The sequence below is a fragment of the Mesorhizobium sp. J428 genome (assembly GCF_024699925.1).
GTDB lineage: Bacteria > Pseudomonadota > Alphaproteobacteria > Rhizobiales > Rhizobiaceae > Mesorhizobium_A.
The window spans coordinates 2,545,865-2,572,142 of the sequence record NZ_JAJOMX010000001.1 but is presented as its reverse complement, the minus strand read 5'-3'; the positions used below and the strand labels follow the sequence as shown (position 1 = coordinate 2,572,142).

Here is a 26,278-nt window from a genome sequence, read left to right as displayed (position 1 = left end):
GGCGCCGTCAGTGCGCCTCGTCCCAGTTGTGCGCGGCGCGTGCGTCGACGCTGAGCGGCACCGACATCGACACAGCCGGCATCGCTGCATTCTCCATCACTTCGCGGATCACCGGGATCGCCTGCTCGACGTCTTCCTCGCGCGCCTCGAAGATCAGTTCGTCGTGCACCTGCAGAAGCATACGCACCGCATCGAGTTCGGCGGCAACGAGTGCTGCGTCCATGCGGATCATGGCGCGCCGTATGATGTCGGCCGCCGTGCCCTGCAGCCGCGCATTGGTAGAGGCGCGCTCGTTGAACGCACGTCCGACGGATTCGGCGACCTGATCTCCGGATAGTGGATGCGTCGGCCGAAGATCGTCTCGACATAGCCCTCGCGGCGCGCGAACTCCTTGGTTTCCTCGATATAGTCGCGGATCCCGGGGAAGCGCTCGAAGTAGCGCTTGATGTAGTCCGACGCCTCCTCGCGCGGGATCGACAGCTGGTTGGCCAGCCCGAAGGCCGAAATGCCGTAGATGATGCCGAAATTGATCGCCTTGGCGCGGCGACGGATTTCTGACGGCATGCCCGCCACAGGCACGTTGAACATCTCCGAGGCCGTGATCGCATGGATGTCGGCGCCTTCGGAAAAGGCCTTCTTCAATTGCGGAATGTCGGCGACATGCGCCAGCACGCGCAGCTCGATCTGGCTGTAATCGGCCGAGATCAGTCTGTGGCCAGGCTCGGCGACGAAGGCGGTGCGGATCTTCCGGCCTTCGGCGGTGCGGACCGGGATGTTCTGCAGGTTGGGGTCGGACGATGACAACCGCCCTGTCGTCGTCGACGCGAGCGCGTAGGAGGTGTGCACGCGGCCGGTCTCCGGGTTCACGAAGCCCGGCAGCGCGTCGGTATAGGTCGACTTCAGCTTGGTGAGCTGGCGCCAGTCGACAATCTTGCGCGGCAGTTCGTGGCCCTCGGCCGCAAGGTCTTCGAGAAGCTGCGCCGAGGTCGACCACTGGCCGGTCTTGGTCTTCGAGCCTCCCGGCAGGCCCATCCGGCCGAACAGGATGTCGCCGAGCTGCTTGGGCGAGCCGATGTTGATGCGCTCGCCGACCAGTGCGTAGATCTCGTCCTCGATGCGGGCGGCGTTCTGCGCTAGTTCGCCGGAAAGGCGCGACAGGATCTGCCGGTCGATCGAAATGCCGCGCTGTTCCATGTTCGACAGCACCGGCACCAGCGGACGCTCCAGCCGCTCGTAGACCGAGACCAAGCCTTTCGCGACCAGCCGCGGCTTCAGGACCAACCAGAGCCTCAGCGTCACATCCGCGTCCTCGGCCGCGTAGCAGGTGGCCCGATCGAGGTCGACCATGTCGAAGGTGACGAAAGACTTGCCGGAGCCGCTGACGTCCTTGAAGGCAATCGGCTTGTGGCCGAGCCACTTCTCCGACAGCGCGTCCATGCCGTGGCTGGTCGATGCGCCGCCATCGACCACGTAGGACAGCAGCATCGTGTCGTCGTAGGGGCGCACGTCGATGCCGTGGCGGTTCATCACCACCAGGTCGTATTTCAGGTTCTGCGCGACCTTCAGGACCGACGGATCTTCCAGCAGCGGCTTCAGCGCGGCGAGAGCGTCGCGGATCGGGATCTGGTTCTCCACCAGCCCGCCGCCGAGCAGATCGCCGACACCGCTCTTGTGGCCGACCGGCACATAGGCCGCGCGTCCGGGCGCGGTGGCGATCGAGAAACCGCACAGCTCCGCCTGCATCGGATCGAGCGAAGTGGTCTCGGTGTCGAAGGCAACGACGCCGGCCTCGCGCGCCTCGTCCATCCAGCGGTAGAGCTCGGCGATGTCGCGGATGCACGTATAGGACTTGACGTCGAACGCTGTGGAGGTGGCGATCTGTGCGCGCGAGGCGGCGAGGGCGGACGGGGTGTTTGGCCCCCCCCTCTGCCCTGCCGGGCATCTCCCCCTCAAGGGGGAGATCGGCAGCTTCGACGTTTGCGATTGTCCAATCTCCCCCCCTGAGGGGGAGATGGCCGGCAGGGCAGAGGGGGATCTACCGCCCGACCCCACATCCGGTCCGTGCGCCGCGTCGCCGAACTCCACCTTCACGACGGCCGGCTCAACCTCAGCGGCTTCCGTCCCGCTCGCCTCGGCCACACGACGAGTGAGGGTAGTGAACTCAAGCGCCTTGAGGAAGGCGATCAGCTTCGGCCCGTTCGGCGGCTGCAGTACGAAATCGTCCAGGGGCTCGACATTCGGCACGTCGTCCTTCAGCGTTACCAGCAGGCGCGAGATGCGCGCCTTCTCGGCATTGGCGATGATTGCCTCGCGCCGCTTCTCCTGCTTGATCTCGCCGGCACGAGCCAGCAGCGTATCGAGATCGCCGAACTGTTCGAGCAGAAGTGCGGCCGTCTTCGGCCCGATACCCGGCACGCCCGGCACGTTGTCGATGGAATCGCCCGTCAGCGCCTGCAGGTCGATCATCTTTTCCGGCGGCACGCCCCACTTCTCGATCACCTCGGGAACATTGATCTCCTTGTCCTTCATCGGGTCGTACATCGAAACCGCCGGACCGACGAGTTGCATCAGGTCCTTGTCGGATGAGATGATCGTGGCATCTGCGCCTGCCTCCCGCGCCAGCCGGCAGTAGGTCGCGATCAGGTCGTCGGCCTCGAACCCCTCCATCTCGATGCAGGGCAGGTCAAAGGCCTTCGTCGCCTGTCGGATCAGCCCGAACTGCGGCACCAGATCCTCCGGCGGCGCGGAGCGGTTGGCCTTGTAGTCGGAATAGAGCTCGTTGCGGAACGTCTTCGACGAATAGTCAAAGATGACGGCGAGATGGGTGGGCGTGACGCCGACGTCGGTGTTGCGCGCGTCCTGCATCAGCTTCCACAGCATGTTGCAAAAGCCGGAGACCGCCCCAACCGGCAGCCCGTCCGACTTGCGGGTAAGCGGCGGCAGCGCGTGATAGGCGCGGAAGATGTAGCCCGAGCCGTCAACGAGGAAGAGGTGATCGCCTTTTTTCATGCCGGAAGGGATAGCGCGGCGGGCTCGCAGGGTCTATCGGAAAGCCGCGCGAAACGCGTGTAGCTGTCAGGACCTGACAGGGTGCGGCAGATGCCTTTGTTCCTCACGCCTTCGTTACAAAGATGTAATCTTGACGCCCTTGAATCGCCACGTTCAGGGACCCAAATCACGGTCATCGGCAATTAACGCCGAGTTCGGTTGAAGGCCCGTCCCCCGCCTATACCGGACACTGCGGCAGCCTCATCCCCCCTCTCCGGGCTGCCGCATCGTTTCGAGTAAGGCCGCCACGGAACCCCCCTCCACCGTGGCGGCCATTTTCGTTTCAGGGGTACGGCCCGGAAGATCGTTGCTGTTGTCCCGGATCCCGCGCCGGTGCATGCTGCGGCCTCGCAGGAGCCCAGCCCATGAATGTCGCCGCGCGCCGTATCGGTTCCAACATCACCCATGTCGACCAGCGCGTCGATCTTGCCGCGGCGCTCCGCTGGACGGCGCGTCTCGACATGCACGAGGCGGTTGCCAATCATTTCTCGCTCGCCGTCAACGACGACGGCACGCAGTTCCTCATCAATCCCAACATGGTGCATTTCAGCCGGGTGCGCGCCAGCGACCTCGTTCTGGTCGACGCCAACGATCCGCGCACCATGGAGCGCCCCGACGCGCCGGACCCGACCGCCTGGGGCCTGCACGGATCGCTGCATCGGCTCGTGCCACATGCGCGATGCGCCATGCACGTCCATTCGCGGTACGCCACAGTGCTCGCCTCGCTGGCGGATTCGCGCCTGCCGGCGGTCGACCAGAACTCCGCCATGTTCCACAATCGCGTCGTGATCGATGAAGGATATGGCGGCCTTGCCTTCGAAGAGGAAGGTACGCGTTGCGCGAAGCTCTTCACCGATCCGAAGGTCAAGATCATGGTGATGGGCAATCACGGCCTGCTCATCATCGGCGAGACCGTCGCCGACACATTCGACCGACTCTACTATTTCGAGCGCGCCTGCGAAAACTACGTCAAGGCGTTGTGGACGGGTCGACCGCTGCGCTTCCTGTCCGACGAGGTGGCCGAGACAGTCGCCAGCCAGATGGACGCCTACCCGGTCGCCACCGCCGCGCGCCACCTCGAACAGCTCAAGCTCATCCTCGATGAGGAAGGCTCGACCTACCGCGACTGACGCGGTCAGTCTGCGAGCAACGAACATCGCAGCCCCTTTCAGGAAACGCGTTGGCCGATCCGCATGTCGAGGTGGAAGTTTTCGCAGAACTGTGGAAAGTGCTGTCGTGGAACCAAAAAACCGAGCGGGGGCCCCGCCGCGGGACAATGAAACAACGGGAGTATCGAGATGGGTAAGCTTCTTGCAGCGATCGCCTTCGGCCTGGCGGTCGGCGTGTCCGGCCTGGCTATGGCCGAGCCGCTGAAGATCGGCATGATCACCACGCTGTCGGGCGGCGGCGCCGGCCTCGGCGTCGACGCGCGCGACGGCTTCATGCTGGCAATCAAGAAGGCAAATGACGCCGAGATTACCGTCGTCACAGAGGATGACGCGATGAAGCCGGAGATCGCGGTGCAGATCGCCGACAAGATGATCCAGGCCGAGCAGGTCGACGTTCTGACCGGTATCATCTGGTCGAACCTCGCCATGGCAGTGGTTCCGAACGCGGTCGCGCAGGGCAAGTTCTACCTCTCGGTCAATGCCGGCCCGTCGCCGTTGGCCGGCGACAAGTGCAACCAGAACTATTTCAACGTCGCCTACCAGAACGACAACTTCCACGAGGCCGCCGGCAACTATGCCCAGCAGCAGGGCATCAAGAAGATGTTCATCCTGGCGCCGAACTATCCGGCGGGCACGGATTCGCTCAACGGCTTCAAGCGCTACTACAAGGGCGAACTGGCGGGCGAGGTTTACACGCAACTCGGCCAGACCGACTACGCCGCCGAGATCGCGCAGATCCGCGCCTCGGGCGCCGATTCCGTGTTCTTCTTCCTCCCGGGCGGCATGGGCATCGCCTTCATGAAGCAGTATGCGCAGTCGGGCGTCGGCATTCCGGTCATGGGTCCCGGCTTCTCCTTCAGCCAGGACGTGCTGCCGGCAATCGGCGATGCGGCGATCGGCGCGAAGAACACCGCCTCCTGGTCCCCGGATCTCGATAATGCGGCGTCCAAGGCCTTCGTCGAGGCGTTCAAGGCTGAATACAACCGCCTGCCCTCTATCTACGCCGCGCAGGCCTACGATACGGCGAACCTGCTGATCGCCGCCAAGGGTAAGGCGAGCGTGAAGGACGCCGACGCCTTCCGTGCCGCGCTTAAGGCGGCCGAATTCGACAGCGTGCGCGGAAAGTTCAAGTTCAACACCAACAACCACCCCATCCAGGACTTCTATGTGCGCGAGGTCTACAAGAACGGCGACGGCGTGCTGACCAACAAGATCATCGGCACCTCCTTCACCGACCACGGCGACGCCTACGCCGAGAAGTGCAAGATGTAGGGCAGCGGGACAGTTCGCACCCGATGCTTCAGGCCTGCCTCAACGGGGGACGCGTCCGCACTGTGGCGGCGCGCGTTCCCCTGACACCGTCCGAACTGGCGGCGGATGCCATGGCGTGCCGCGATGCTGGGGCGGAAACGCTTCACGTTCATCCGCGCAATGCCATGGGCACCGAAAGCCTTGCGCCAGGCGATGTCGCCGCGGCGCTCGCCGCGATCCGCGCCGCCGTGCCCCACATGCCCGTCGGCATCAGCACCGGCACCTGGATCGCACCCGGCGGACGGGCACGCCATGAAGACATGGCCGGCTGGACCGCGCTACCCGACTACGTCTCCATCAATCTCAACGAGGACGACGCGCCCGAAATCATGGCGATGATGGCCGGGCGCGGTATCGGCATCGAGGCTGGAATCTGGTCGGTGGCGGACGCGGAGCGTTTCACAGCGCTGCCCGATCTGCCGCCGCCCCTGCGCATCCTGATCGAGATGCAGGACGTCGAGCCGCAGACGGCGCTCGACGAAGCGGATCGAGTGCTGCGCATCCTCGCCAACCGGTCGATTGCCGCACCGATCCTGCTGCACGGCTCCGGCCGCAGCGCCTGGCCATGTGTCAACGAAGCGGCACGGCGCCGCTGCGACACGCGGATCGGCTATGAGGACGTGCTGGTGCTACCGGACGACAGTCCGGCCGGCGACAATGCTGCGCTGGTGCGCGCCGCCCACGCCATCATGATCCGGGCCGTCCCACCTCTATGACCGCAGCTCTCATTATCGAACAACTCCTGAACGGCCTGCAGCTCGGCGTCATGCTTTTCCTGATGGCGGCCGGGCTGACGCTGATCTTCGGCGTCATGGGGCTGATCAATCTCGCCCACGGCTCGCTCTACATGGTCGGAGCCTTCGCCTGCGCCACGGTCGCGGCGTGGACGGGTTCGTTTTGGCTCGGGCTGATCGCCAGCCTCGCGGCAGCCGCAGCGGCCGGTGCGATCGTCGAGGTCGCCGTCATCCGCAAGCTCTATGAGCGCGACCATCTCGACCAGGTACTTGCCACCTTCGCGCTGATCCTAGTGTTTTCCGAGGGCACGCGCTGGCTATTCGGCTCGTTCCCGCTTTATCTCGACATCCCGCCAGCGCTGACTGGTGCGGTCGCGCTGCCGGGCGGCGTGCACTATCCGCTCTATCGCCTCGCGATCATCCTCGCCGGCCTCGCGGTCGCGTTCGGGCTCTACCTGCTCATCTCGCGCACCCGACTCGGCATGCGTATCCGCGCCGGCGAGAGCGACCGCGAAATGATCGGCGCGCTCGGCGTCGACATCCGCACGCTCTACACTGTCGTCTTTGCGCTCGGCGCCGCGCTTGCCGGCCTCGCCGGCGCGCTGGTGGGCGCACTGCAGTCGGTGCAGGTCGGCATGGGCGAGCCGGTGCTGATCCTCGCCTTCGTGGTCATCGTCATCGGTGGCATTGGCTCGATCAAGGGCGCCTTCCTTGGCGCGCTTCTGGTCGGCGTGGTCGACACGATGGGTCGCATCTTCCTGCCGCAACTGCTGACGGCCCTCCTCGGCCCCGCCCAGGCCGCGAGCCTCGGCGGCGCGCTGTCATCGATGCTGATCTATATCGTCATGGCGGCGATCCTGGCGCTCCGGCCCAAGGGCCTGTTTGCGGCGGGGGCGTAATGACCCGCGAACGCCTCCTCACCCTCGCAATTCTCGCCGGCCTCCTCGCGCTTCCCTTTGCGACGCAGGCACTCGGCTACCCCTTCTACACGACGCTTGCCACCCGCATGGCGATCCTCGCTCTCGCCGCGGTCGGACTCAATATCGCGCTCGGCCTTGGCGGCCTCGTCTCCTTCGGCCATGCCGCTTTCTTCGGCATCGGCGGTTACGCGGCCGGCATTGTCGCCACGCATGCGATGAATGCGGAACCGTTGCTCGGCATGGACCTTCCCGCTTCGATGCCGCTCGTCTGGCTCCTCGCTGCGCTCGCCGCCGGCCTCGTTGCCGCCATTACCGGAGCGATCAGCCTCAGGACCTCCGGCGTCTACTTCATCATGATCACGCTGGCCTTCGCGCAGATGATCTTCTACTTTGCCGTCTCCTGGAAGGCGTACGGTGGCGAGGACGGGCTGTCGATCGCGCTGCGCAATGGGTTTCCCGGCCTCAACACCGCCGTGCCGCGCGACCTGTTCCTGATCGCCTTCGGTCTGCTTCTCGCCGGCCTCCTGATCTTCTGGCGCATCCGCGTCTCGCGCTTCGGCGCGGCTCTCCAGGCGGCGCGGCAGAATGAGCTGAGGGTGGCCGCCGTCGGCATCGAGCCATTCCCGATTCGCCTCGTCGCTTTCATGCTCTCGGCGATGATTACGGCTGTGGCCGGTGCGATGTTCGCCGAACTCAACCGCTTCGCCAGCCCCTCCATGCTCGCCTGGCCGATGTCGGGCGAACTGATCGTGCTGATCATCCTCGGCGGCACGGGCCGGCTCGCGGGGCCGGTCGCAGGTGCGATGCTCTACGTCATGCTGGAATACTGGCTCGGATCCATCACCGAGCGCTGGCAGTTCTTCCTCGGCCTGATGCTGCTCGGCGTCGTGCTGTTCGCCCGCGGCGGCATCGTCGGCCTGATCGCCGGAAAGGCCCGCCATGGCTGAGCCGGTCCTTGAACTGCGCAACCTCTCGAAGAGCTTCGGCGCGCTCAAGGCGACCGACGATGTCAGCCTCGACCTGAAGCCCGGCGAGATTCACGCGCTGATCGGCCCCAACGGCGCCGGGAAGACGACGCTGATGCACCAAATCTCCGGAGCGCTGAAGCCCGACGCCGGATCGATCCGCTTTCTCGGGCAGGACATCCTGCCGCTCGGCATCGCCGCCCGCGCCCGCCTTGGTCTCGGTCGCACCTTCCAGGTGTCGTCGCTGATCCCCGAATTCTCGGCTCTGCGCAATGTCATGCTGGCAGTGCAGGCGCGGCAGGGCTCGAGCTTTCGCTTCGTGCGCGGCGTCATACACGACCGCGGCCTTCTCGACCCCGCAGGCGCTGCGCTTGACCGCGTCGGACTGTCGGCCCGCGCGTCGGTTCCGGCGGCGGAACTCTCGCATGGCGAGCGCCGCCAGCTCGAAATCGCAATCGCCATTGCGCTCGGCGCGAAGGCCTTCCTGCTCGACGAGCCGATGGCCGGGATGGGACCGGAAGGCTCCCGCGCGCTGACGACATTCCTCGACAGGCTTCGCGCCCAGGCACCGATCCTTCTGGTCGAGCACGACATGGACGCCGTCTTCGCGCTCGCCGACCGTATCTCGGTGCTGGTCTATGGCCGCATCATCGCCAGCGGCTCGGTCACTGACATCCGCGCCAACCCGGCCGTGCGCGAGGCATATCTGGGAGACAGCGCATGATGCTCCTCTCCGTCCAGCGCCTCGAAGCCTCTTACGGCGCCAGCCAGGCTCTGTTCGGCGTCGACCTTTCGGTCGGCGAGGGCGAGGTCGTGGCGCTGATGGGCCGCAACGGCATGGGCAAGACCACCACCATCCGCGCCGTCTGTGGCCTGATGCCGAACCGCTCCGGCGCGATCTCCTTCGCTGGCCGCGACGTGATCCGCGAGAAATCCTTCCGCATCGCCCGCCTCGGGATAGGCCTCGTGCCGGAGGGCCGCCGTTGCTTTGCCAACCTGACCGTGCGCGAAAACCTGCTCGCCGCCGCCCGACCGGGCAAGTGGGCGCTCGATACGGTATCCGCGCTCTTCCCCCGCCTCGGCGAGCGTGAGGGGCAGTATGCCCGCACGCTCTCCGGCGGCGAGCAGCAGATGCTCGCCATCGGCCGCGCATTGATGACCAATCCCCGCCTTCTGATCCTCGACGAGGCGACCGAGGGCCTCGCGCCCGTCATCCGCCAGGACATCTGGCGCGCCATCCGTTCGCTCAAGACCAATGGAGAATCCATTCTGGTCGTCGACAAGACGATGTCGGAGTTGCTACCCGTCGCTGACCGTTGCGTCGTGCTCGAGAAGGGACTGACGGCATGGTCCGGCCGGCCCGACGAGCTGACCGTGGAGCTACAGGACCGCTATCTCGGCGTCTGAACCGGGAAGCGGTGGCCGGTCTACCGGCCAAGGGAAGGAAGCTTAGGCATGAGTGCACACCCTTCGCTCGCGAGGGCCGCCTTGTGGATGGCGGGATGGCTGACCCTGATGCTGCTGATGAGCGTCGCCGGGCGGGCCGCGACGATCGAGATCGACGTGTTTCAGATCATGGAGCTGCGCGCCGTCATCGGGCTCGTTCTGCTCTGGCCGCTGGTCCACGCCGCCGGCGGGCTGCGCGCGATGCGCACCAGCGTCATCGGCCAGCATGTCGGCCGCAACGTCGTCCACTACTTCGCCCAGTATGCCTGGCTGCTCGCACTGACGATGATCCCGCTGGCACAGCTGATCTCGATCGAATTCACCATGCCGGTATGGACCGCGATCTTCGCCGGGCTCTTCCTCGGCGAGCGGATTGGCGGGCTGAAGATCGCCTCGATCGTGCTCGGCATCCTCGGTGTTGCCATCATCGTCCGGCCCGGCCTCGACCAGGTTGCCCCCGGCCAGCTGATCGCGCTGGTCATGGCCGTCGGCTTCGGCATCTCGGTGACGATGGTGAAAGGGCTCACGCGCTACGACAGCGTCGTCAGGATCATGTTCTGGATGCTGGTCATCCAGGGCCTTATCGGCATCGTGCCGGCGCTCTGGGTGTGGCGCTGGCCATCCGCTGAGGCCTGGGCCTGGATCGTCGTGATCGCCGCCTGCGGCACCTTCTCGCACTACTGCATGGCGAAGGCGATGACCTATGCCGACGCGACCGTCGTCATCCCGATGGATTTCCTGCGCGTGCCGCTGTCGGCCGCGCTGGGTTACCTGCTCTACAGCGAGATGCTCGACGCCTGGACCGTCGCCGGGGCTGCGATGATCCTGTTCGGCAACCTGCTCAATCTCAAGAGTGCCGCACCGCGCAAGGCGGCGGCTACCGGCTGAACAGGTCGGGATTCTCGGACGCGAAGCTCGCGAGCAGCGTGTCGACATTGTCGAGGTGGCGGCGCATCGCGTCGGCCGCGCCTTCGCTGTTGCCGGCCCGGATCGCCTCCACCACGGCGGCATGCTCCTCGAAGGTCAGTTCCATCCGGTGCAGGCTGCCCAGCATGCGGCGCACCCGGTCGAGGCCGGCGCGCGCGGCGTCGATGGTCGCCGTCACATAGGGGTATCCCAACTCCTGCTGCAGGATCGAATGGAACTCGATATCGAGGTTGTAGTAGGCCGCGTCGTCGCCTGCGGCGAGTGCCGCGCGCTGCGCGGCGATATTCTCGTCCAGCCGGACCATCGGCGGCGGGTTGCGGCGCGCGAGTTCTCGGACGGTCTCGGCCTCGAGCGCTCTGCGGATCAGGAGGTTCTGCCGAACGTCCTTCAGGCTGATGCGGCTTACCCGCGTGCCGCGCTGGGGCAGCACTTCGACGAAGCCCTGCCGCGCCAGCCGGCCGAGCGCCTCCGAGACCGGGAAGCGCGATACGCCCAGGCGCTCGCAGACGAGGTTCTTGTCGACGAACTCGCCGGGTCTCAGATGGCGATGGACGATCGCGTCGCGCAGCGCGCTGTAGACGCGCTCCGTTGTCGAACCACGTCCGGTTCGTTCGAGCGGCTGGAGGAAACTATACATGCGGGTAACGACCCACCATTTCGACCGCTGGAACCGACTTCAAATTGCGCAACCCGCCCTGCTTCGGATAGTGAGCTACGTCATATCACATTCCCGGGCCACGTAGGAAACCCCTCCGGAAGGCGCAGTCCATGGCGCAAGAACTCCTGCTCCGGTCCGGCCGGACCGAAGCGCGCATCTCGAGCTTTGGAGCCGAGCTGACCGGCCTTTGCCATCGCGACCATGGCGATCTCCTCTGGCGCGGCGACGCCCGGTGGTGGGACCATTCGAGTCCGATCCTGTTTCCTGTGGTCGGGCGAAGCGCAAATGACCGGATCCGAGTGGGTAAGACATCCTATCCAATGCCGCTGCACGGCTTTGCGCATGCAATGGCATTCGAGGTGGTGGAGCGCGGCGCGGACCGCTGCCTGCTGCGGCTCGCCGATTCCCTGGCTACGCAGCTCCACTATCCGTTCCCCTTCGTCCTCGACATCGCCTACGTTCTTGCGGGCGAAGTCCTGTCCGTCGACGCCACGGTGCGTAATCCCGGCGGGACGATCCTGCCGGCGAGCTTCGGTTTCCACCCGGGCTTCCGCTGGCCCCTGCTGTCCGGCCTCGCCAAGGACAGCCACCGCCTCGTCTTCGATGCCGACGAGCAGCTTGAGGTCTTCCGCGCTCGCAACGGGCTGATCCTTCCCGAGGGCTCGATTCTCGATGCCAAGGGCGGCGTTCTGCCGCTGTCCGAGCGCCTGTTCGACGACGGCGCAATGATGCTGACGTCGCTGCGCGGCCGCCGCGTCCGCTTCGAGGCGCCGGGCGCGCCACTTGCGATCGAGCTCGGCTTCCGCAACCTGCCCTTTCTGGGCATCTGGATGAAGCCGAGTGCGGATTTCCTCTGCATCGAACCATGGGCCGGCCATGCCGATCCGGAGGGCTTCGATGGCGACATCTTCGCCAGGCCCGGCATCGTTCCGATCGCGCCGGGCGAAACGGCGGCTTTCGCGATGGACATCGCCATACGGGACTGACCTTCCCGTCGCATGCTGATCATGTCGAGATCGCGGCGGCCGGTCCTGCGCATGCGCTTTCGCCGACACACGCCCGATACAAATCCTCGCGATTTTCCAAGGGCATAAGCATCATGTGCCCCTGGGAAGATTATGCCGCAAATATTCCTACATTGCCGCCAATCAATCTTGGCGACTTTGCCTGAAGAGTATTTGATGGCTTTGGGGCTTTGACGGCAAAGGGCGGGCGGCTTCGCAGGTCGCACCCGCGGGAACGAAACGTCTCAGGAGGTACGAACTTGCAGATGACCAGGACTCTGACATGCGGGCTGGCGCTCCTTGCGCTCGTCGGCACAACGGCGCTCGCGGCCTTTCCGGCCGCCGCGCAGAACGCGGGCGAACGGCCCGAGCTCTCGCCCATGAGCCGCGTCACCGAGGCGCGCGCCAAGGCGGAAGACGACCGCGTGGTCGGCGGCTACGCCACCGAGCAGGGGGAGTATCCCTTCCAGGTCGCGCTGCTGTTCAGCGGCTCGCTGGATGCCTCGACGGACTCGCAGCTGAACGCCCAGTTCTGCGGCGGCAGTCTAATCGCCCCCGACTGGGTGCTCACCGCCGCGCACTGCCTCGTGCAGGCCGGCGCGCCGATCGGCGCCGAAACGGTCGTGGTTCTCACCGGTGCGACCGATCTCGCCGAAGGCACCCGGCATGAGGTCGAGAAGATCATCGTGCACGAGGGCTACGACCCTTATGCATTGGACAACGACATCGGCCTGATGAAGCTCAAGACCAAGGCGACCGAGAAGCCGGTCAAGCTGACCAAGGCCGACGTCGAGGACGGCCACGTTACGGTCACCGGCTGGGGCCGCATGGAAAACGGCGGCTTCCCACGCAACCTGCTCAAGGCGCAGATGCGGCTGTTCCCGAACGCTACCTGCAATTCGGGCATCAAACGGATCTACGGCGAGGACATGAAATACGTCCTCTCGCGCTATGTCGGCCGCTTCCGCATGTCCGAAGAGGCTCTGGACCAGATCGGCCCGGCGCTGGAGCCCGCCATGGGCGATCCGCTTACCGGCAACATGGTTTGTGCCGGAGAGCCCGACGGCGCGCGCGACGCCTGCCAGGGCGACAGCGGCGGCCCGCTGTTCTCCGAAGGCTCCGCCGGCCCGGTCCAGATCGGCATCGTGAGCTGGGGCGAAGGTCCGCTCGACGCCGAAATGCCCTGCGGCCACCGCAACGCATACGGCGTCTATACGCGCATCGCCAAATACAAGGACTGGATCTCGCAGAACGCCGGCGTGCGCTGAGCGCGGCGGCTGGAGCAGTTAGGGCGGGCGGCTTCGGCCGCCCGCCGTCATTCAGGCTGTGCCTGGAAATCCGGCCAGTTTCCAATTCATTCAAATTTTACCTTAACTCGAACGATCCGTTCACTCTCGGAACGATCGGGCGCAGGATGAGTTCACCTTTCCAAGAGAGAGGCTTGGACCATGACCAAAGGCAGCAAAATCAGAGGGGGCGAAGACGATCTGTCGTCGCTGATCCGCGATCAGCTGTCGCACACCGGGAACCGCCGGTTCCTGTCGCGCCTGACCGTCTTCCGCCCCGATACGAATACTAATGAGGTATTCGGGGAATACCTCCTACGACTTGACCAGGCCGAGTCGCAGTCGTCGCGAAGTCGGATATGAAAACGGCGCCGTTTGGGCGGCGCCGTCTTTTTGGGTGGGGCGTGAGCCCCGATCACACGTCGTCGAGAAGACCTTCCGAGCCTTTGCCTCGCTTCGCAGGCTTGCGCTGCTCTGTCGGGGCAGGCGTGTTGCGCGAGCGCCCAGACATGAAGCGGTCGAACTCCTGCTGGTCCTTCGCGCGGCGCAGTTCGCGCGCATAGGCGTCGAATTCGGCCAGTGTTTCGTCGAGCTTGCGGCGCTCCTCGGCCAGGCGTTCCAGTTCCTTCTCGCGCCAGTCGTCGAAGGCGACGTTGCCGGTGCGGGCATGCGCCTTCCAGGAGCCGGCCTTGCGGCAGGAGCCGAAGATGCGGTCCGTCGCGCCGTTCACGTCGCGCTTGAAGCCGTCAAGCCGGTCGCCCCAGATGATGTAGGCGAGCATGGCAAGGCCAAGCGGCCAGAACACCATGAAGCCGATCACCATGAGAGCAATGGTCGCCGGCGTCCAGGCCGGACGGATCAGTGCAGTCGTGTTCATCAGTTTCCGTTCCTTTGGTTACCGGCAACCCACCCGGCTGCCTTGGATTCGAGATGGCCCCGGCCACCTCCCGATTCAAGACATCGCAATGTAAAGTTACGTAAAGCGCTAGCGCCGCAGCTGGCCGAGGCCGAGCACGATCAGGCCCGCCACCAGCCCCCAGAAGGCGGAGCCTATGCCCGCGAAGACCAGGCCCGAAGCCGTGGCGGCAAACGCCGTGATCGCCGGGATGCGCTCGCTCTCCTCCTTGAGTGCGATCGTCATCGCGTTCACCAGCGGCGCCATCAGGCCCAGCCCCGCTACCAGCGCGATCAGCGACGGCGGTAGCACCGCGAAGATCGCCACCAGCGATGCGCCGAACAGGGCAAAGAGCAAATAGAACAGCGCATAGAACGGACCGGTCTTCCACCGTTCGGCAGGATCTGGATGCACGTCGGGGCCGGTAGAGATCGCCGCCGAGATCGCCGCCAGATTGGTGGTCAGCGCGCCAAGCGGCGCAGTGATCAGGGAGATGAGGCCGGTCGCGGCGATCAGTTCGCCCGCCGGCGGCTCGTAGCCGGCCGCCTTCAGCACGGCCAATCCCGACAGGTTCTGCGAAGCCATCGTGACGAGGTAGAGCGGTATCGCGAGGCCGACGAGCGCGGCCGTGGTGAACTGCGGCGCGATGAAGGTGAGCGTCGACAGTTCCGGCGCCGGCAGGTCGCCGACCCGCCCGAGAAGCACCGCGAGCACGCCGCCGCCAATCAGCACCGCCAGCACCGAAAGCGCCGGGTTGAACAGGCGGATCACGAAGAAGGCCGCCAGCAGGGGCAGGATCAGCAGCGGATCCACCGCCACCGTCTTGAACGCGCCCGAAACGAAGGTGACGACAATACCGGCCAGCATGCCCGACGACACCGAAGCCGGGATGCGCGAGACAAGCCGGGTCAGCGGCCTGAACAGCCCGGTCGCAACCAGAAGAACGGCGGCGACGATGAAGGCTCCCACCGCCTCCGCCATCGTGAAGCCGCTCGACGCTGCGATGAGAGCCGCGCCCGGCGTCGACCAGGCGCTGATCACCGGCATCTTCGTCTTCCACGAAAGATATGCCGTCTCGACGGTCATGGCGAGGCACAGCGCTGTGACCATGCTCGCCGTTTCCAGCGTCGTCGCGCCCACCGCATTCGCCGCGGCGATGATCAGCGCCAGCGTGCCGCCGAAACCGACGATCGACGCGACGAAGGCCGAAGCCGGGATCGAGAGGCGCATGCGGAACTCCTTAGCCGGCCTGCGCCACCATGCCCTCGACCGAACGCAGGATGAGGTCGATGTCCTGCGGGCGCGAGAGACGGTGGTCGCCGTCGCGGATCAGCGAAAGCGTGACGTCGCAGACCGGCAGGTGCCGCAGCAGCTTCTCAGCATGGGTATACGGCACGTCCGGATCGTTCATGCCCTGCAGGATATGGACCGGACATCCCGTCTCGATCAGCCCGTCCAGCACCCGGTTGCGCCGGCCGTCCTCGAACAGCCCTTTCGTGTAGATGTTCGGTTCCGGTGAATATTCGGACGGTTCGGATAGGTAACCCTTTTCCTCGATCTCGCGCCTCTGCGCCTCGCTCAGTTGCGGCTCCATCAGTTCCACCGTAAAATCCGGCGCCGGTGCCAACAGGACGAGGCCCGCCACCTTTTCACCCTCGCCTGCCTTGCGCAGTTCCTGGATCATCCGCAACGCGATCCAGGCTCCCATCGAGGAGCCGACGAGGATCTGCGGTCCGGAGGTGAAATGGCGGAACACGGCCAGGCTCTGCTCCAGCCAGAGCGAGATCGTGCCATCCTCGAAGCGGCCGCCCGACTCGCCATGGCCCGAATAGTCGTGGCGCAGGCAGGCATGCCCTGTGCGCTCAGCCCACTCGTCGAGCGCCTGCGCCTTGGTGCCCAGCATGTCCGACCGATAGCCGCCGAGCCAGACGAGGCCCGGTGCGCGGCCCTGTCGGTGACGGACCGCAATTGAATCTCCAGCGACCCCTATATGTTCCAGATCCGTATCCAAGGCAGGTCTCCGTCAGACCCGGCGTTCTGACATAGGAGATGTCGGGAGGAAAGCCGTCGCAGACGGCGCCCACGTTGGTCCAGAACCGACGCGGCCGCTGTTTTTTTCACCGCATTGTGGTATTGAACCCGCGAAGCGGATAACACATCTGCCCTTTCCACCGGCGTCACGCCAGCGCCGGCACACCCTTAGTGACAACGATCGAGGAGATCACGACCATTCGCAGACCTTTCAAGGCAGCGGCCCCCACGAAGGAGGGACCACGCTCCAACCGTGACATCCGGGTTCCCCGGGTTCAGCTTATCGACGAAACAGGCGCCAATCGTGGCAACGTCTCCATCCAGGAGGCGCTCCAGATTGCAGAAGAGGCCGGCCTGGACCTCGTCGAGATCTCTCCCAATGCCGAGCCGCCGGTGTGCAAGATCACCGATCTCGGCAAGCTGAAATACGCCAGCCAGAAGAAGGCGGCGGAAGCGCGCAAGAATCAGCGGGTCATCGAGATCAAGGAGATCAAGATGCGCCCGAACATCGACACCCACGATTACGAAACCAAGATGAAGGCGGTTCGCCGCTTCTTCGAGGAAGGCGACAAGGTCAAGCTGACGCTTCGCTTCCGCGGCCGCGAGATGGCGCATCTCGAACTCGGCATGGAACTGCTGAACAAGGTCAAGGCCGAGGTCGAAGGCATCGCCAAGGTCGAGGCCGAACCGAAGCTCGAAGGCCGCCAGATGATGATGGTGCTGTCGCCGAAGTGATCCTTCGGCGGCTGCCCGCCCCCTAGGCCCCGACATATAGCCGAATCGGTGTTGCTCTTTTGCAGGCGCATCTGTATAAGGCCGCGTCCCAAACCGCCCGGCAGGGCATGCCGTGGCGGTTTTGCATGCTTTCCGGACACTGGTCCGTCCGGAGCAAAAACAAGCGCAATCAAGCGCACCGAAAAGGATAGCAAAATGCCCAAGATGAAGACCAAGTCGGCCGCCAAGAAGCGGTTCAAGATCACCGGCACTGGCAAAGTGCTGTCGGCAGCCGCCGGCAAGCGCCATGGCATGATCAAGCGTTCCAACAAGTTCATTCGAAATGCCCGCGGCACGATGGTTCTGGCTGAACCGGACGGCAAGAAGGTCATCAAGAATTTTCTTCCGAACGGCCTCTGAGCCGCATCGGGCCTGGAACAGATTTAAGGAGATCATCACATGGCACGCGTAAAGAGAGGCGTTACCGCCCACGCCAAGCACAAGAAGGTCCTGGACGCCGCGAAAGGCTTCTACGGCCGCCGCAAGAACACGATCCGCATCGCCAAGCAGGCGGTCGAGAAGTCGATGCAGTATGCCTACCGCGACCGCAAGGTCCGGAAGCGCAACTTCCGCGCCCTGTGGATCCAGCGCATCAACGCCGCGGTTCGCGAGCACGGCCTGACCTATGGCCGCTTCATCGACGGCCTCAACAAGGCCGGCATCGAGATCGACCGCAAGGTGCTTTCGGACCTCGCCATCCACGAGCCGCAGGCCTTCGTCGCGCTGGTTGCCAAGTCGAAGACCGCGCTCGAATACCTCAAGGACGGCATGCCGAACGAGTTTGAAGGCGCAGTCGCTTAAACGACCAGCGTTTTCCCAGGACTTCAGGCAACACCAATTGGGAAACCCGCGCTGGCAGGGCTGGCGCGGGTTTTTTTGTATCCGGACCGATGGACAGGACACAGAGCGAAACTGACGAGGAACTGAGCCCGGCGGGCCTTGAGGCCCTGCTGAAGCTCGTCGTCGCGTCCGAACGCAGCCGTGTCAGCTCCGTCGAGGTCGACGGGCGCACCGTCTGGATCAAGCGCTACGGCGTCGAGGCGCGCAGCGTCGCGAAATGGCTGCATCGCGTGATCTCGCCGCTCATGCCCCTGCCGTTCCTGCGCAGTTCCCCGGCCGCCTCAGCCGCCGGCCTCGCCGCGCGCGAGATGCGCAAGGCCGCCGCCTTCCGGGCCGCGGGATTTCCCACGGTGACGATATTCTACGGCCAGGGCGACGTGATCGCGATGAGCGATGCTGGAACTATCGTGCAGGAGGAGCTCAATCGCCTCCGGCGCAGCGATGCCGTGCGCCACGACGATATGCTGGTCGCCTGCGCCGAAGCCGTCGCGCGCGTCCATCTCGCGGGCCTCTGCCATGGCCGCCCCCATCCGCGCGACATGCTGGTGAAGGGGCGCATGTTCGGCTTCCTCGATTTCGAGGAAGAGCCCGAGGCCTCGATGCCGCTCGAAACCGCCCAGGCGCGCGACGTCTGGCTGCTGTTCCTGCAGATCGCCGGCCAGGCGCTGCGGCCCGAAACGCCTAAGCGCGCCTTCGCCGCCTATCGCCAGATCGCGCCGCCCGCGGTGATCCGAGAGCTGCGCCGCGTGGTCGGCTTCTTCTCGCTGTTCAACCCGGTGCTGCGCCTTCCCGGCCGCTTCATAGGCCGCGACGGGCAGCGCATGCTGGCCGGAACCAGCTTCCTCAAATCTGCCTTGTCCAAGGACGAGGCGTCCCATCCGAACCTGCCGGGCCAGACCGGCGAACTGCGGAAACCGAGCCATGACTGAGATCGACACAATCGAAAAGACGCTCGCCGAGCAGATTGCCCAGGCGGCGGACGAAACGGCGCTGGAGGCCGTGCGCGTCGCCGCGATGGGCAAGAAGGGGTCGGTCTCCGAACTCCTGAAGTCGCTGGGCTCGATGACACCGGAAGAGCGACAGACCAAGGGTCCCGCCATCAACGGGCTGAAGAACCGCATCACCGAGGCGCTGGGTGCCCGCAAGGCCGAGCTGAAGGACGCCGCGACGACCGCTCGGCTCGCCGCCGAGAAGGTCGACGTGACGCTGCCGGTGCGGCAGTCGCCAGCGGAGCGCGGCCGCATCCACCCGATCAGCCAGGTGATCGACGAGATCGCCGCCATCTTCGGCGACCTCGGCTTCTCGATCGCCGAGGGTCCGGACATCGAGACCGACTACTACAACTTCACCGCGCTCAACTTCCCGGACGGTCATCCTGCCCGCGAGATGCACGACACGTTCTTCTTCAATCCGGACGAGAACGGGGAGCGCAAGCTCCTGCGCACGCACACCTCGCCGGTGCAGATCCGCACCATGGAGGCGGGGCAGCCGCCGATCCGCATCGTCATTCCCGGCAAGACCTACCGGCAGGATTCCGACGCCACCCACTCGCCGATGTTCCACCAGGTCGAGGGCCTCGTCATCGACAAGTCGGCCAATGTCGCCAACATGAAGTGGGTGCTGGAGGAGTTCTGCAAGGCCTTCTTCGAAGTGCCCTCGGTCAAGATGCGCTTCCGGCCGTCCTTCTTCCCGTTCACCGAGCCGTCGCTGGAAGTCGACATCCAATGCGATCGCTCGCGGCCGGGCGAGGTGCGCTTCGGCGAGGGCTCCGACTGGATGGAGATCCTCGGCTGCGGCATGGTTCATCCCAACGTGCTGCGCGCCGGCGGGCTCGATCCCGACGAATATCAGGGCTTCGCCTGGGGCATGGGCATCGATCGCATCGCCATGCTGAAATACGGCATGCCGGACCTGCGCGCCTTCTTCGACGCCGATGTCCGCTGGCTGCAGCATTACGGATTCAGGCCGCTCGACATGCCGACGCTGTTCGGCGGTCTGAGCAGCTGAGGAGACAATCATGAAACTCACCCTCTCCTGGCTCAAGGACCACCTCGACACCAGCGCCTCGCTCGCCGAGATCGTCGAGCGTCTCACCTCGATCGGCCTCGAGGTCGAGCATGTCGACGACAAGGCGGCGCTGAAGCCGTTCGTCATCGCCAAGGTGCTGTCCGCCGAGAAGCACCCCGACGCCGACAAGCTGCGCGTGCTGATGGTCGACACCGGCTCTGGCGCACCGGTCCAGGTCGTCTGCGGCGCGCCCAATGCGCGCGCGGGCTTGATCGGCGCCTTCGCCGCGCCCGGCACCTATGTCCCCGGCATCGACACGACGCTCGGCGTCGGCAAGATCCGCGGCGTCGAGAGCCGCGGCATGATGTGCTCGGAGCGCGAGCTGCAGCTCTCCGACGAGCACAATGGCATCATCGACCTGCCCGAGGATGCGCCGGTGGGCCAGTCCTTCGCCGCATATGCGCATCTCGACGACGCGGTCATCGAGATCAACCTGACGCCGAACCGGCCCGATGCGACCTCGATCCATGGCATCGCCCGCGATCTCGCCGCGTCGGGCCTCGGCACGCTGAAGACGCCGCCGGTTGCGCCGGTCGCCGGCAACGGCGAATGCCCGGTCAAGGTGACGATCGCCGATCCGGACCTCTGCCCCGGCTTCGCGCTGCGGCTGGTGCGCGGCGTCAAGAACGGTGCCTCGCCCAAGTGGATGCAGCAGCGGCTCATCGCCATCGGGCTGCGCCCCATCAACGCGCTCGTCGACATCACCAACTACGTCACCTTCGACCGCGGCCGGCCGCTGCATGTCTTCGACGCGACCAAGGTCGCCGGCAACCTCGTCGTGCGTCGCGCGGAGCAAGGCGAGAAGGTGCTGGCGCTCGATACGTTCGAATACGAGCTGACGCCGGACATGTGCGTGATCTCCGACGACAACGGCGTCGAATCCATCGCCGGCATCATGGGCGGCGAGCACTCGGGCTGCGATGAGAACACCACCGACGTGCTGATCGAGTCCGCTCTCTGGGCGCCGCTCAACATCGCCCGCACCGGCCGGGCGCTCGGCATCATCACCGATGCGCGCTACCGCTTCGAGCGCGGCGTCGATCCCGAATTCATGGTGCCGGGCCTCGATCTCGCGACCAAGCTCGTGCTCGACATCTGCGGCGGCATGCCCACCGACGCGGAAGTCGTCGGCTATGCCGGCTACGAGCCGAAACGCTTCATGTTTCCGGTTCTGGAAGTCAAGCGCCTCACCGGCATGGACGTGCCGGGCGAGGAGAGCGCGGCGATCCTGGGGCGGCTGGGCTTCGGCGTCTCCGGCGGCGGCTATTTCTACGACGTCACGCCGCCCTCCTGGCGGCCGGACATCGACGGCAAGGCGGATCTCGTCGAGGAGGTCATGCGCATGCGCGGCGTCGACCAGATTGAGCCGCAGCCGCTCGTGAGCCACGACGCCGTCAACGGCAGGATCCTGACGACGCTGCAGATCCGCACCCGCGCCGCGCGCCGCGCACTCGCTGTGCGCGGCATGATGGAGGCCGTCACCTGGTCGTTCATCCCGGCGAAGCACGCCGAGGCGTTCGGCGGCGGCCAGCCGGCGCTCAAGCTCGCCAACCCGATCGCCGCCGACATGTCCGACATGAGACCCTCGCTGCTGCCGGGGCTGATCGCCGCCGCGCAGCGCAATGCCGACCGCGGCATAGGCGACGTCGCCCTGTTCGAGGTGTCCGGCACCTATGAGGGCGACGAGGCCCACCAGCAGCGCCGCGTCGCCGCCGGCATCCGCCGCGGCACCGCGAAGCTCGAAGGGTCGGGGCGCCTGTGGTCGGGCAATGCCGGCTCAGTCGGCGTGTTCGACGCCAAGGCGGACGCATACGCCGCGCTCGAGGCTATCGGCGCGCCGATCGACCGGCTCTCCGTCGAAACCGGCGCACCCGGCTGGTATCACCCCGGCCGCTCCGGCGTGATCAAGCTCGGCCCGAAGACGGTGCTTGGCCATTTCGGCGAGTTCCATCCGGCCACACTCGAGACGCTCGACGCCGACGGCCCGCTCTGCGGCTTCGAGGTCTTCGTCGACGCGGTGCCTGAGCCCAAGGCCAAGCCAACCCGAACCAAGCCGAAACTGGAGCTCTCCGCCTTCCAAGCCGTGAAGCGCGACTTCGCCTTCGTGGTGGACCGCGCCGTCGAGGCCGGCACGCTGGTCCGCGCCGCACTCGGCGCCGACAAGAAGCTCATCACCGGCGTCAACGTCTTCGACGTCTTCGAGGGCGCGGCGATCGGCGAGGGCAAGAAGTCCATCGCCATCGAGGTCGCCATCCAGCCGGTCGACAAGACGCTGACCGACGAGGATTTCGAATCGCTGGCGGGCAGGATCGTCGAGAACGTGAAGAAGCAGACGGGCGGGGTGCTGCGGAGCTAACTACGCGGCCGCGAAAGGCCGCGTCACACGCGTCGGTGACAGCATACCCAGGAACAATTTCCGCGGATCTAACAACTTCGATCTGCTCGTGACGGATCTAGTGCAGATCGCCCGGAAATCTTTCGGGCGACTAGAGAGGCCGTCACGAGCGACATGGCGCTACCCTCTGAGTGGCGACCGACATTCGTTTCCGGAGATCGACGGTTACCAAGAACATTTGACCGGCTCGCTCACGATATACTGCTGGAAATGCGGAGACACCTCGGCAGTGCGTCTATGTAATTCCACGCCGGCATGAATCGTCTCCGTAGCGGGATCATATGTCAGTTGCATGTTGACACATTTGTTCGGCCCGCCTGGCCCAGAAAAGTATCGGATGGTCAGGACGTTCTTTTCCCTGTCATAACGACCGATAAGTGGGACGCCAATTGCTGGTGGCCCGCCAATCAGCATGCCTCTCCCATCTGCCCGAAGATAAACGCCCTGCCCTTCAAAGAGTGCATCGCCGTTGAAGACAGAACCCTCGCTCCCCCAAATACCCGTCAATTCAGGTGGAATGGCGTCGTTCGCCATGCTCGGCACGGCCATTGAGGCCGTGGCAAACAACGCGATGGCGATGCTATGCTCCATCGTGCAACCCTAGGCTGTCGTTGAGTTAAGAATAGCCAGCAGGCAATTTAACGAACCAGCGTTCTGTCAAGCAATCCCAACAAAACTGCGTCGCATACTGGACCTATTCCCATGCCCCTCCCCACCACCACTCTCCCCTCCGGCATCTCCGTCCCCGTCCTCGGCCAGGGCACGTGGAAGATGGGCGAGCGGCGGGATCGGTTGGCGCAGGAAGTGGCAGCGCTCAGGCTCGGCATCGAGCTTGGCATGACGCTGGTCGATACGGCCGAGATGTATGCCTCCGGCGGCGCGGAGGAGGTGGTGCGCGAGGCGATCGCGGGTCGTCGCGACGAGGTGTTCGTCGTCTCCAAGGTGCTGCCGTCAAACGCGTCGCGCGCGGCCACGATCCGCGCCTGCGAGGCGAGCCTGAAACGCCTCGGCACCGACCGGATCGACCTCTACCTGCTGCATTGGCGCGGCGGCGTGCCGCTGCGCGAGACGGTCGATGCCTTCGAGACGCTGAAGGCATCGGGCAAGATCGGCGATTGGGGCGTCAGCAATTTCGATGTCGCCGACATGCAGGAACTGATGGCGCTGCCCAAGGGTGGCGGGGTCGCGGCCAACCAGGTGCTCTACAACCTCGCCAGCCGCGGCATCGATTTCGACCTCGCGCCTTGGCAGCATTCGCGCGGAATACCGGTCATGGCCTATTCGCCGGTGGGCGAAGGATACCTTGCCCGCGAGGGCCGCCTCCAGATCGTCGCCGAGCGAAACGGGGCGACGCCGGCGCAGGTGGCGCTCGCCTGGACCTTACGGGGCGAAGGCGTAATCGCCATTCCCAAGGCTTCGCAGGAAAAGCACGTCCGCGACAACCGCGCCGCCGCGGACATCCGTCTGACGGCGCAGGACCTTGCCGAACTCGACGCCGCCTTCCCGCCCCCGCGCCGTAAGCAGCCGCTGGCGATGATCTGATCCGGCATCCCAGGAACGGCGTGGAGTTGGCGCGGGTCGAGCGCCTCGACACGTCCTCAGCGCCCGTTTTGACTCCGCAAGCGGGCCTTACGCCTTGCATACATCGTCGAAACTTCCCATATCCGTGCGCGCGGGCCGGGCCCCTCTGGCGATCTGTCGATCGCGATGTCGGACCGTTTGAACTTGGGCCCGCTTTGCATGATCCGAAGCGGGTAACTGGAGGTTACGGTTACATGGTGCGCTTCGGTCGCATTCGCTTCGTCGCTCTTTTCATGAGCCTTTTCATAGGCCTCACGCTCATCTCGACCGATTTCGCCGAGGCGCGGCGCGGCGGCTCGTTCGGCAGCCGCGGCACGCGCACTTGGCAGGCGCCGGCCCCGACGCGCACCGCGCCGAACCCCAACGGCCCGGTCGAGCGTACCATGACGCCGACGCCCAACACCGCTACGCGCCAGCCGCAGACGGTCGGCCAGCAGCGTCCGGGCCTGTTCAACGGCTTCGGCGGCTCGCTGATGCGCGGCCTTCTGATCGGCGGCCTGTTCGGCATGCTGCTCGGCTACGGCTTCGGCGGCATGGCAGGTGCGCTTGGCTTCCTCGTGCAACTCCTGCTCATCGGCCTGCTCGTCTCGTTTGCGATGGCCTGGTTCCGCTCCCGCCGCGAGCCCGCCGTGGCTGGCGGCGCGCCGCATGGCGGCGGCAACGGCTTCGGCAGCGGTCATGCGCGCAACGACGCGACCGACACGAAGACGCGCGCCGGCGGTTTTTCCATCCCGTCGATCGGCGGCGGCGCGGCTGCGCCTGCCGCGCAGGACATCCAGCTCGACAAGGCCGATCTCGATACGTTCGAGCGTCGCCTCGCCGAGGTCCAGAAGGCGTTCGCAGACGAAGACCACGCCGCACTCCGCCGGCTGAGCACGCCCGAGATGGTGTCCTATTTCTCCGAGGAACTCGCCGACAACGCCAAGCGCGGCCTGCGCAACGAGGTCCGCGACGTGCATCTCGTCTCCGCCGACATCGCCGAGGCCTGGCGCGAGGACGGCACCGACTATGCGACGGCGGCCTTCGGCTACGAGTCTGTCGACGTCATGCGCGACCGCGCCACCGGCAGGATCGTCGAGGGCGAAGACCAGCTCACCGAAACGACCGAACTCTGGACCTTCGTGCGCGAGCGCGGCGGCGACTGGAAGCTCTCGGCGATCCAGGAGGCGTGACAGCTACCGTCCCGCCTGCCGCGCCATCTCCTCGGGGTAGCGGCCGCCGGACACCTGATCCGGCGTGACCAGTGCGCCGATCTCGGCGATCTCGCTCGCGGTGAGCGGGATCGAGGCGGCGGCCACGTTGGCCTCCAGGTTCGCGATCTTGCGCGAGCCGGGGATCGGCACGATGAAATCGCCCTGCGCGAGCACCCAAGCGAGCGCTAGCTGCGCAGCGGTGACGCCCTTGGCGGTCGCGTGAGCCTTCAGCTTCTCGACCGCCGCGAGATTCTTGGCGATGTTCTCCTCCTCGAAGCGCGGTAGCTTGCGGCGGAAGTCGTTCGCACCGAGCTGTGCCGCCGACGTGATCGCGCCGGTGAGGAAGCCGCGGCCAAGCGGGCTGAACGGGCATGAAGCCGATGCCGAGCTCGCGACAGGTGGCCAGCACATCGGTCTCCGGGTCGCGCGTCCAGAGCGAATATTCGCTTTGCACCGCTGCGATCGGGTGCACGGCATGCGCGCGGCGGATCGTCGCCGCATTGGCCTCCGACAGGCCGATCGTCCTGACTTTGCCCTCCTTCACGAGCGCGGCCATCGCGCTGACCGTATCTTCGATCGGCACGTCCGGATCGACGCGGTGCTGGTAGAGCAGGTCGATCGTCTCGATGCCGAGACGCTTCAGCGAAGCCTCGGCGACCGCACGCACATGTTCGGGCCGACTGTTCAGGCCGGGCCGTGCCTCAGGGCCAGCCGGAGTGTCGACCACGTTGAATCCGAACTTGGTCGCGATCTTCACCTTGTCGCGGAACGGCTTCAGCCCCTTGCCGACCAGAACCTCGTTGGAGAAGGGGCCGTAGACCTCGGCCGTGTCGAAGAAGTCGACGCCCAGTTCCACCGCGTGGTGCAGCGTGCGGATCGCGTCCGCCTCCTCCTGCCCGCCATAGCCATGGCTCATGCCCATGCAGCCGAGACCGACGGGAAAGACTTCGAGTTCGCTGCCCAGCTTGCGGCGGTTCATGGGTCATCTCCTTGAATATGCGGATGGAGCGGATATGGGGGACGGGCGCCCCGCT

At 65.6% G+C, this 26,278-nt stretch carries 23 protein-coding genes and 2 pseudogenes; 18 read left to right on the top strand and 7 right to left on the bottom strand.

Annotated features, from left to right (window positions below; genetic code table 11):
• Window positions 1-7: 7 nt before the first annotated feature.
• Window positions 8-3,009, bottom strand: a pseudogene (polA, locus tag LRS09_RS12975) (DNA polymerase I).
• Between the two features lie 404 nt (window positions 3,010-3,413).
• On the opposite strand from polA, the gene LRS09_RS12970 reads away from it, so the two are divergent.
• From LRS09_RS12970 to LRS09_RS12935, 8 genes are all read left to right on the top strand, one after another.
• Entirely contained in the window at window positions 3,414-4,178 is a 765-nt protein-coding gene (locus LRS09_RS12970) for a class II aldolase and adducin N-terminal domain-containing protein (protein WP_257807183.1), read from the top strand.
• A 168-nt stretch (window positions 4,179-4,346) separates the two neighbouring features.
• Complete coding sequence (locus tag LRS09_RS12965) at window positions 4,347-5,489, top strand: ABC transporter substrate-binding protein (RefSeq protein WP_257807182.1); 1,143 nt, start codon at window positions 4,347-4,349, stop codon at window positions 5,487-5,489.
• 23 nt (window positions 5,490-5,512) lie between these two features.
• Window positions 5,513-6,244 carry a 3-keto-5-aminohexanoate cleavage protein gene (locus LRS09_RS12960; protein WP_257807181.1) on the top strand — a complete coding sequence of 244 codons (732 nt, stop codon included), beginning with the start codon at window positions 5,513-5,515 and terminating at the stop codon, window positions 6,242-6,244.
• A complete protein-coding gene (locus tag LRS09_RS12955; RefSeq protein WP_257807180.1) occupies window positions 6,241-7,161 on the top strand; it encodes a branched-chain amino acid ABC transporter permease in 921 nt (306 codons plus the stop codon). The genes LRS09_RS12960 and LRS09_RS12955 overlap by 4 nt, the downstream gene beginning before the upstream one ends.
• A complete protein-coding gene (locus tag LRS09_RS12950; RefSeq protein WP_257807179.1) occupies window positions 7,161-8,129 on the top strand; it encodes a branched-chain amino acid ABC transporter permease in 969 nt (322 codons plus the stop codon). Before LRS09_RS12955 ends, LRS09_RS12950 begins: the two co-directional genes overlap by 1 nt.
• The gene (locus LRS09_RS12945; RefSeq protein ID WP_257807178.1) at window positions 8,122-8,871 is read left to right on the top strand and encodes an ABC transporter ATP-binding protein; all 750 of its coding nucleotides are present in this window, start codon (window positions 8,122-8,124) and stop codon (window positions 8,869-8,871) included. The genes LRS09_RS12950 and LRS09_RS12945 overlap by 8 nt, the downstream gene beginning before the upstream one ends.
• Window positions 8,868-9,554, top strand: coding sequence for an ABC transporter ATP-binding protein (locus LRS09_RS12940; RefSeq protein ID WP_257807177.1), 687 nt, complete (start codon window positions 8,868-8,870; stop codon window positions 9,552-9,554). The genes LRS09_RS12945 and LRS09_RS12940 overlap by 4 nt, the downstream gene beginning before the upstream one ends.
• Window positions 9,555-9,602: 48 nt before the next feature.
• Complete coding sequence (locus LRS09_RS12935) at window positions 9,603-10,481, top strand: DMT family transporter (RefSeq protein WP_257807176.1); 879 nt, start codon at window positions 9,603-9,605, stop codon at window positions 10,479-10,481.
• On the opposite strand, the gene LRS09_RS12930 is transcribed toward LRS09_RS12935, so the two are convergent.
• On the bottom strand, window positions 10,471-11,157 hold the full coding sequence (locus tag LRS09_RS12930) for a GntR family transcriptional regulator (RefSeq protein ID WP_257807175.1): 687 nt from the start codon (window positions 11,155-11,157) through the stop codon (window positions 10,471-10,473). The two genes, LRS09_RS12935 and LRS09_RS12930, sit on opposite strands and share 11 nt — an antisense overlap.
• Before the next feature lie 131 nt (window positions 11,158-11,288).
• On the opposite strand from LRS09_RS12930, the gene LRS09_RS12925 reads away from it, so the two are divergent.
• Entirely contained in the window at window positions 11,289-12,164 is an 876-nt protein-coding gene (locus LRS09_RS12925) for an aldose 1-epimerase family protein (protein ID WP_257807174.1), read from the top strand.
• Window positions 12,165-12,448: 284 nt separating this feature from the next.
• A complete protein-coding gene (locus LRS09_RS12920; RefSeq protein WP_257807173.1) occupies window positions 12,449-13,450 on the top strand; it encodes a serine protease in 1,002 nt (333 codons plus the stop codon).
• 433 nt (window positions 13,451-13,883) lie between these two features.
• Here the strand turns inward: LRS09_RS12920 and LRS09_RS12915 are convergent, their stop codons facing one another.
• From LRS09_RS12915 to LRS09_RS12905, 3 genes are all read right to left on the bottom strand, one after another.
• Window positions 13,884-14,345, bottom strand: coding sequence for a DUF2852 domain-containing protein (locus LRS09_RS12915; protein WP_257807172.1), 462 nt, complete (start codon window positions 14,343-14,345; stop codon window positions 13,884-13,886).
• A 108-nt stretch (window positions 14,346-14,453) separates the two neighbouring features.
• Window positions 14,454-15,593, bottom strand: a complete 1,140-nt coding sequence (locus LRS09_RS12910; RefSeq protein WP_257807171.1) for a benzoate/H(+) symporter BenE family transporter — start codon at window positions 15,591-15,593, stop codon at window positions 14,454-14,456.
• A gap of 10 nt (window positions 15,594-15,603) precedes the next feature.
• Window positions 15,604-16,374 carry a carboxylesterase gene (locus LRS09_RS12905; RefSeq protein WP_257807170.1) on the bottom strand — a complete coding sequence of 257 codons (771 nt, stop codon included), beginning with the start codon at window positions 16,372-16,374 and terminating at the stop codon, window positions 15,604-15,606.
• Between the two features lie 218 nt (window positions 16,375-16,592).
• Here LRS09_RS12905 and infC point away from each other — a divergent pair, with 218 nt between their 5' ends.
• From infC to pheT, 6 genes are all read left to right on the top strand, one after another.
• Window positions 16,593-17,129 carry a translation initiation factor IF-3 gene (gene infC / locus LRS09_RS12900; protein ID WP_257810183.1) on the top strand — a complete coding sequence of 179 codons (537 nt, stop codon included), beginning with the start codon at window positions 16,593-16,595 and terminating at the stop codon, window positions 17,127-17,129.
• A 195-nt stretch (window positions 17,130-17,324) separates the two neighbouring features.
• Window positions 17,325-17,528 carry a 50S ribosomal protein L35 gene (gene rpmI, locus LRS09_RS12895; RefSeq protein ID WP_006201248.1) on the top strand — a complete coding sequence of 68 codons (204 nt, stop codon included), beginning with the start codon at window positions 17,325-17,327 and terminating at the stop codon, window positions 17,526-17,528.
• Between the two features lie 39 nt (window positions 17,529-17,567).
• The gene (gene rplT / locus LRS09_RS12890) at window positions 17,568-17,969 is read left to right on the top strand and encodes a 50S ribosomal protein L20 (protein ID WP_257807117.1); all 402 of its coding nucleotides are present in this window, start codon (window positions 17,568-17,570) and stop codon (window positions 17,967-17,969) included.
• Between the two features lie 89 nt (window positions 17,970-18,058).
• On the top strand, window positions 18,059-18,937 hold the full coding sequence (locus tag LRS09_RS12885) for a serine/threonine protein phosphatase (RefSeq protein WP_257807115.1): 879 nt from the start codon (window positions 18,059-18,061) through the stop codon (window positions 18,935-18,937).
• Window positions 18,930-20,015, top strand: a complete 1,086-nt coding sequence (pheS, locus tag LRS09_RS12880) for a phenylalanine--tRNA ligase subunit alpha (protein ID WP_257807114.1) — start codon at window positions 18,930-18,932, stop codon at window positions 20,013-20,015. The genes LRS09_RS12885 and pheS overlap by 8 nt, the downstream gene beginning before the upstream one ends.
• A 10-nt stretch (window positions 20,016-20,025) precedes the next feature.
• Window positions 20,026-22,431, top strand: a complete 2,406-nt coding sequence (gene pheT / locus LRS09_RS12875) for a phenylalanine--tRNA ligase subunit beta (protein WP_257807113.1) — start codon at window positions 20,026-20,028, stop codon at window positions 22,429-22,431.
• 204 nt (window positions 22,432-22,635) lie between these two features.
• On the opposite strand, the gene LRS09_RS12870 is transcribed toward pheT, so the two are convergent.
• Complete coding sequence (locus tag LRS09_RS12870; protein WP_257807112.1) at window positions 22,636-23,061, bottom strand: hypothetical protein; 426 nt, start codon at window positions 23,059-23,061, stop codon at window positions 22,636-22,638.
• Between the two features lie 111 nt (window positions 23,062-23,172).
• Here LRS09_RS12870 and LRS09_RS12865 point away from each other — a divergent pair, with 111 nt between their 5' ends.
• Window positions 23,173-24,012 (top strand): aldo/keto reductase, encoded by an 840-nt coding sequence (locus tag LRS09_RS12865; RefSeq protein WP_374684836.1) that lies wholly within the window; start codon window positions 23,173-23,175, stop codon window positions 24,010-24,012.
• A 233-nt stretch (window positions 24,013-24,245) separates the two neighbouring features.
• A complete protein-coding gene (locus LRS09_RS12860) occupies window positions 24,246-25,223 on the top strand; it encodes a Tim44 domain-containing protein (RefSeq protein ID WP_257807111.1) in 978 nt (325 codons plus the stop codon).
• A 3-nt stretch (window positions 25,224-25,226) separates the two neighbouring features.
• On the opposite strand, the pseudogene LRS09_RS12855 reads toward LRS09_RS12860, so the two are convergent.
• Window positions 25,227-26,223 (bottom strand): annotated as a pseudogene (locus tag LRS09_RS12855) (aldo/keto reductase).
• Window positions 26,224-26,278: the final 55 nt, after the last annotated feature.

Excerpts from the sequence above, each read along its gene's own strand:
- LRS09_RS12965 (WP_257807182.1), top strand. The coding sequence starts at position 4,347 with ATGGGTAAGCTTCTTGCAGCGATCGCCTTCGGCCTGGCGGTCGGCGTG.
- LRS09_RS12920 (WP_257807173.1), top strand. The coding sequence starts at position 12,449 with ATGACCAGGACTCTGACATGCGGGCTGGCGCTCCTTGCGCTCGTCGGC.
- LRS09_RS12930 (WP_257807175.1), bottom strand. The coding sequence starts at position 11,157 with ATGTATAGTTTCCTCCAGCCGCTCGAACGAACCGGACGTGGTTCGACA.
- LRS09_RS12910 (WP_257807171.1), bottom strand. The coding sequence starts at position 15,593 with ATGCGCCTCTCGATCCCGGCTTCGGCCTTCGTCGCGTCGATCGTCGGT.
- LRS09_RS12940 (WP_257807177.1), top strand. The coding sequence starts at position 8,868 with ATGATGCTCCTCTCCGTCCAGCGCCTCGAAGCCTCTTACGGCGCCAGC.
- rpmI (WP_006201248.1), top strand. The coding sequence starts at position 17,325 with ATGCCCAAGATGAAGACCAAGTCGGCCGCCAAGAAGCGGTTCAAGATC.
- LRS09_RS12945 (WP_257807178.1), top strand. The coding sequence starts at position 8,122 with ATGGCTGAGCCGGTCCTTGAACTGCGCAACCTCTCGAAGAGCTTCGGC.
- LRS09_RS12915 (WP_257807172.1), bottom strand. The coding sequence starts at position 14,345 with ATGAACACGACTGCACTGATCCGTCCGGCCTGGACGCCGGCGACCATT.
- LRS09_RS12925 (WP_257807174.1), top strand. The coding sequence starts at position 11,289 with ATGGCGCAAGAACTCCTGCTCCGGTCCGGCCGGACCGAAGCGCGCATC.
- LRS09_RS12950 (WP_257807179.1), top strand. The coding sequence starts at position 7,161 with ATGACCCGCGAACGCCTCCTCACCCTCGCAATTCTCGCCGGCCTCCTC.
- pheT (WP_257807113.1), top strand. The coding sequence starts at position 20,026 with ATGAAACTCACCCTCTCCTGGCTCAAGGACCACCTCGACACCAGCGCC.
- LRS09_RS12960 (WP_257807181.1), top strand. The coding sequence starts at position 5,513 with ATGCTTCAGGCCTGCCTCAACGGGGGACGCGTCCGCACTGTGGCGGCG.
- LRS09_RS12885 (WP_257807115.1), top strand. The coding sequence starts at position 18,059 with ATGGACAGGACACAGAGCGAAACTGACGAGGAACTGAGCCCGGCGGGC.
- LRS09_RS12860 (WP_257807111.1), top strand. The coding sequence starts at position 24,246 with ATGGTGCGCTTCGGTCGCATTCGCTTCGTCGCTCTTTTCATGAGCCTT.
- LRS09_RS12970 (WP_257807183.1), top strand. The coding sequence starts at position 3,414 with ATGAATGTCGCCGCGCGCCGTATCGGTTCCAACATCACCCATGTCGAC.
- LRS09_RS12865 (WP_374684836.1), top strand. The coding sequence starts at position 23,173 with ATGCCCCTCCCCACCACCACTCTCCCCTCCGGCATCTCCGTCCCCGTC.
- pheS (WP_257807114.1), top strand. The coding sequence starts at position 18,930 with ATGACTGAGATCGACACAATCGAAAAGACGCTCGCCGAGCAGATTGCC.
- rplT (WP_257807117.1), top strand. The coding sequence starts at position 17,568 with ATGGCACGCGTAAAGAGAGGCGTTACCGCCCACGCCAAGCACAAGAAG.
- LRS09_RS12955 (WP_257807180.1), top strand. The coding sequence starts at position 6,241 with ATGACCGCAGCTCTCATTATCGAACAACTCCTGAACGGCCTGCAGCTC.
- LRS09_RS12870 (WP_257807112.1), bottom strand. The coding sequence starts at position 23,061 with ATGGAGCATAGCATCGCCATCGCGTTGTTTGCCACGGCCTCAATGGCC.
- LRS09_RS12935 (WP_257807176.1), top strand. The coding sequence starts at position 9,603 with ATGAGTGCACACCCTTCGCTCGCGAGGGCCGCCTTGTGGATGGCGGGA.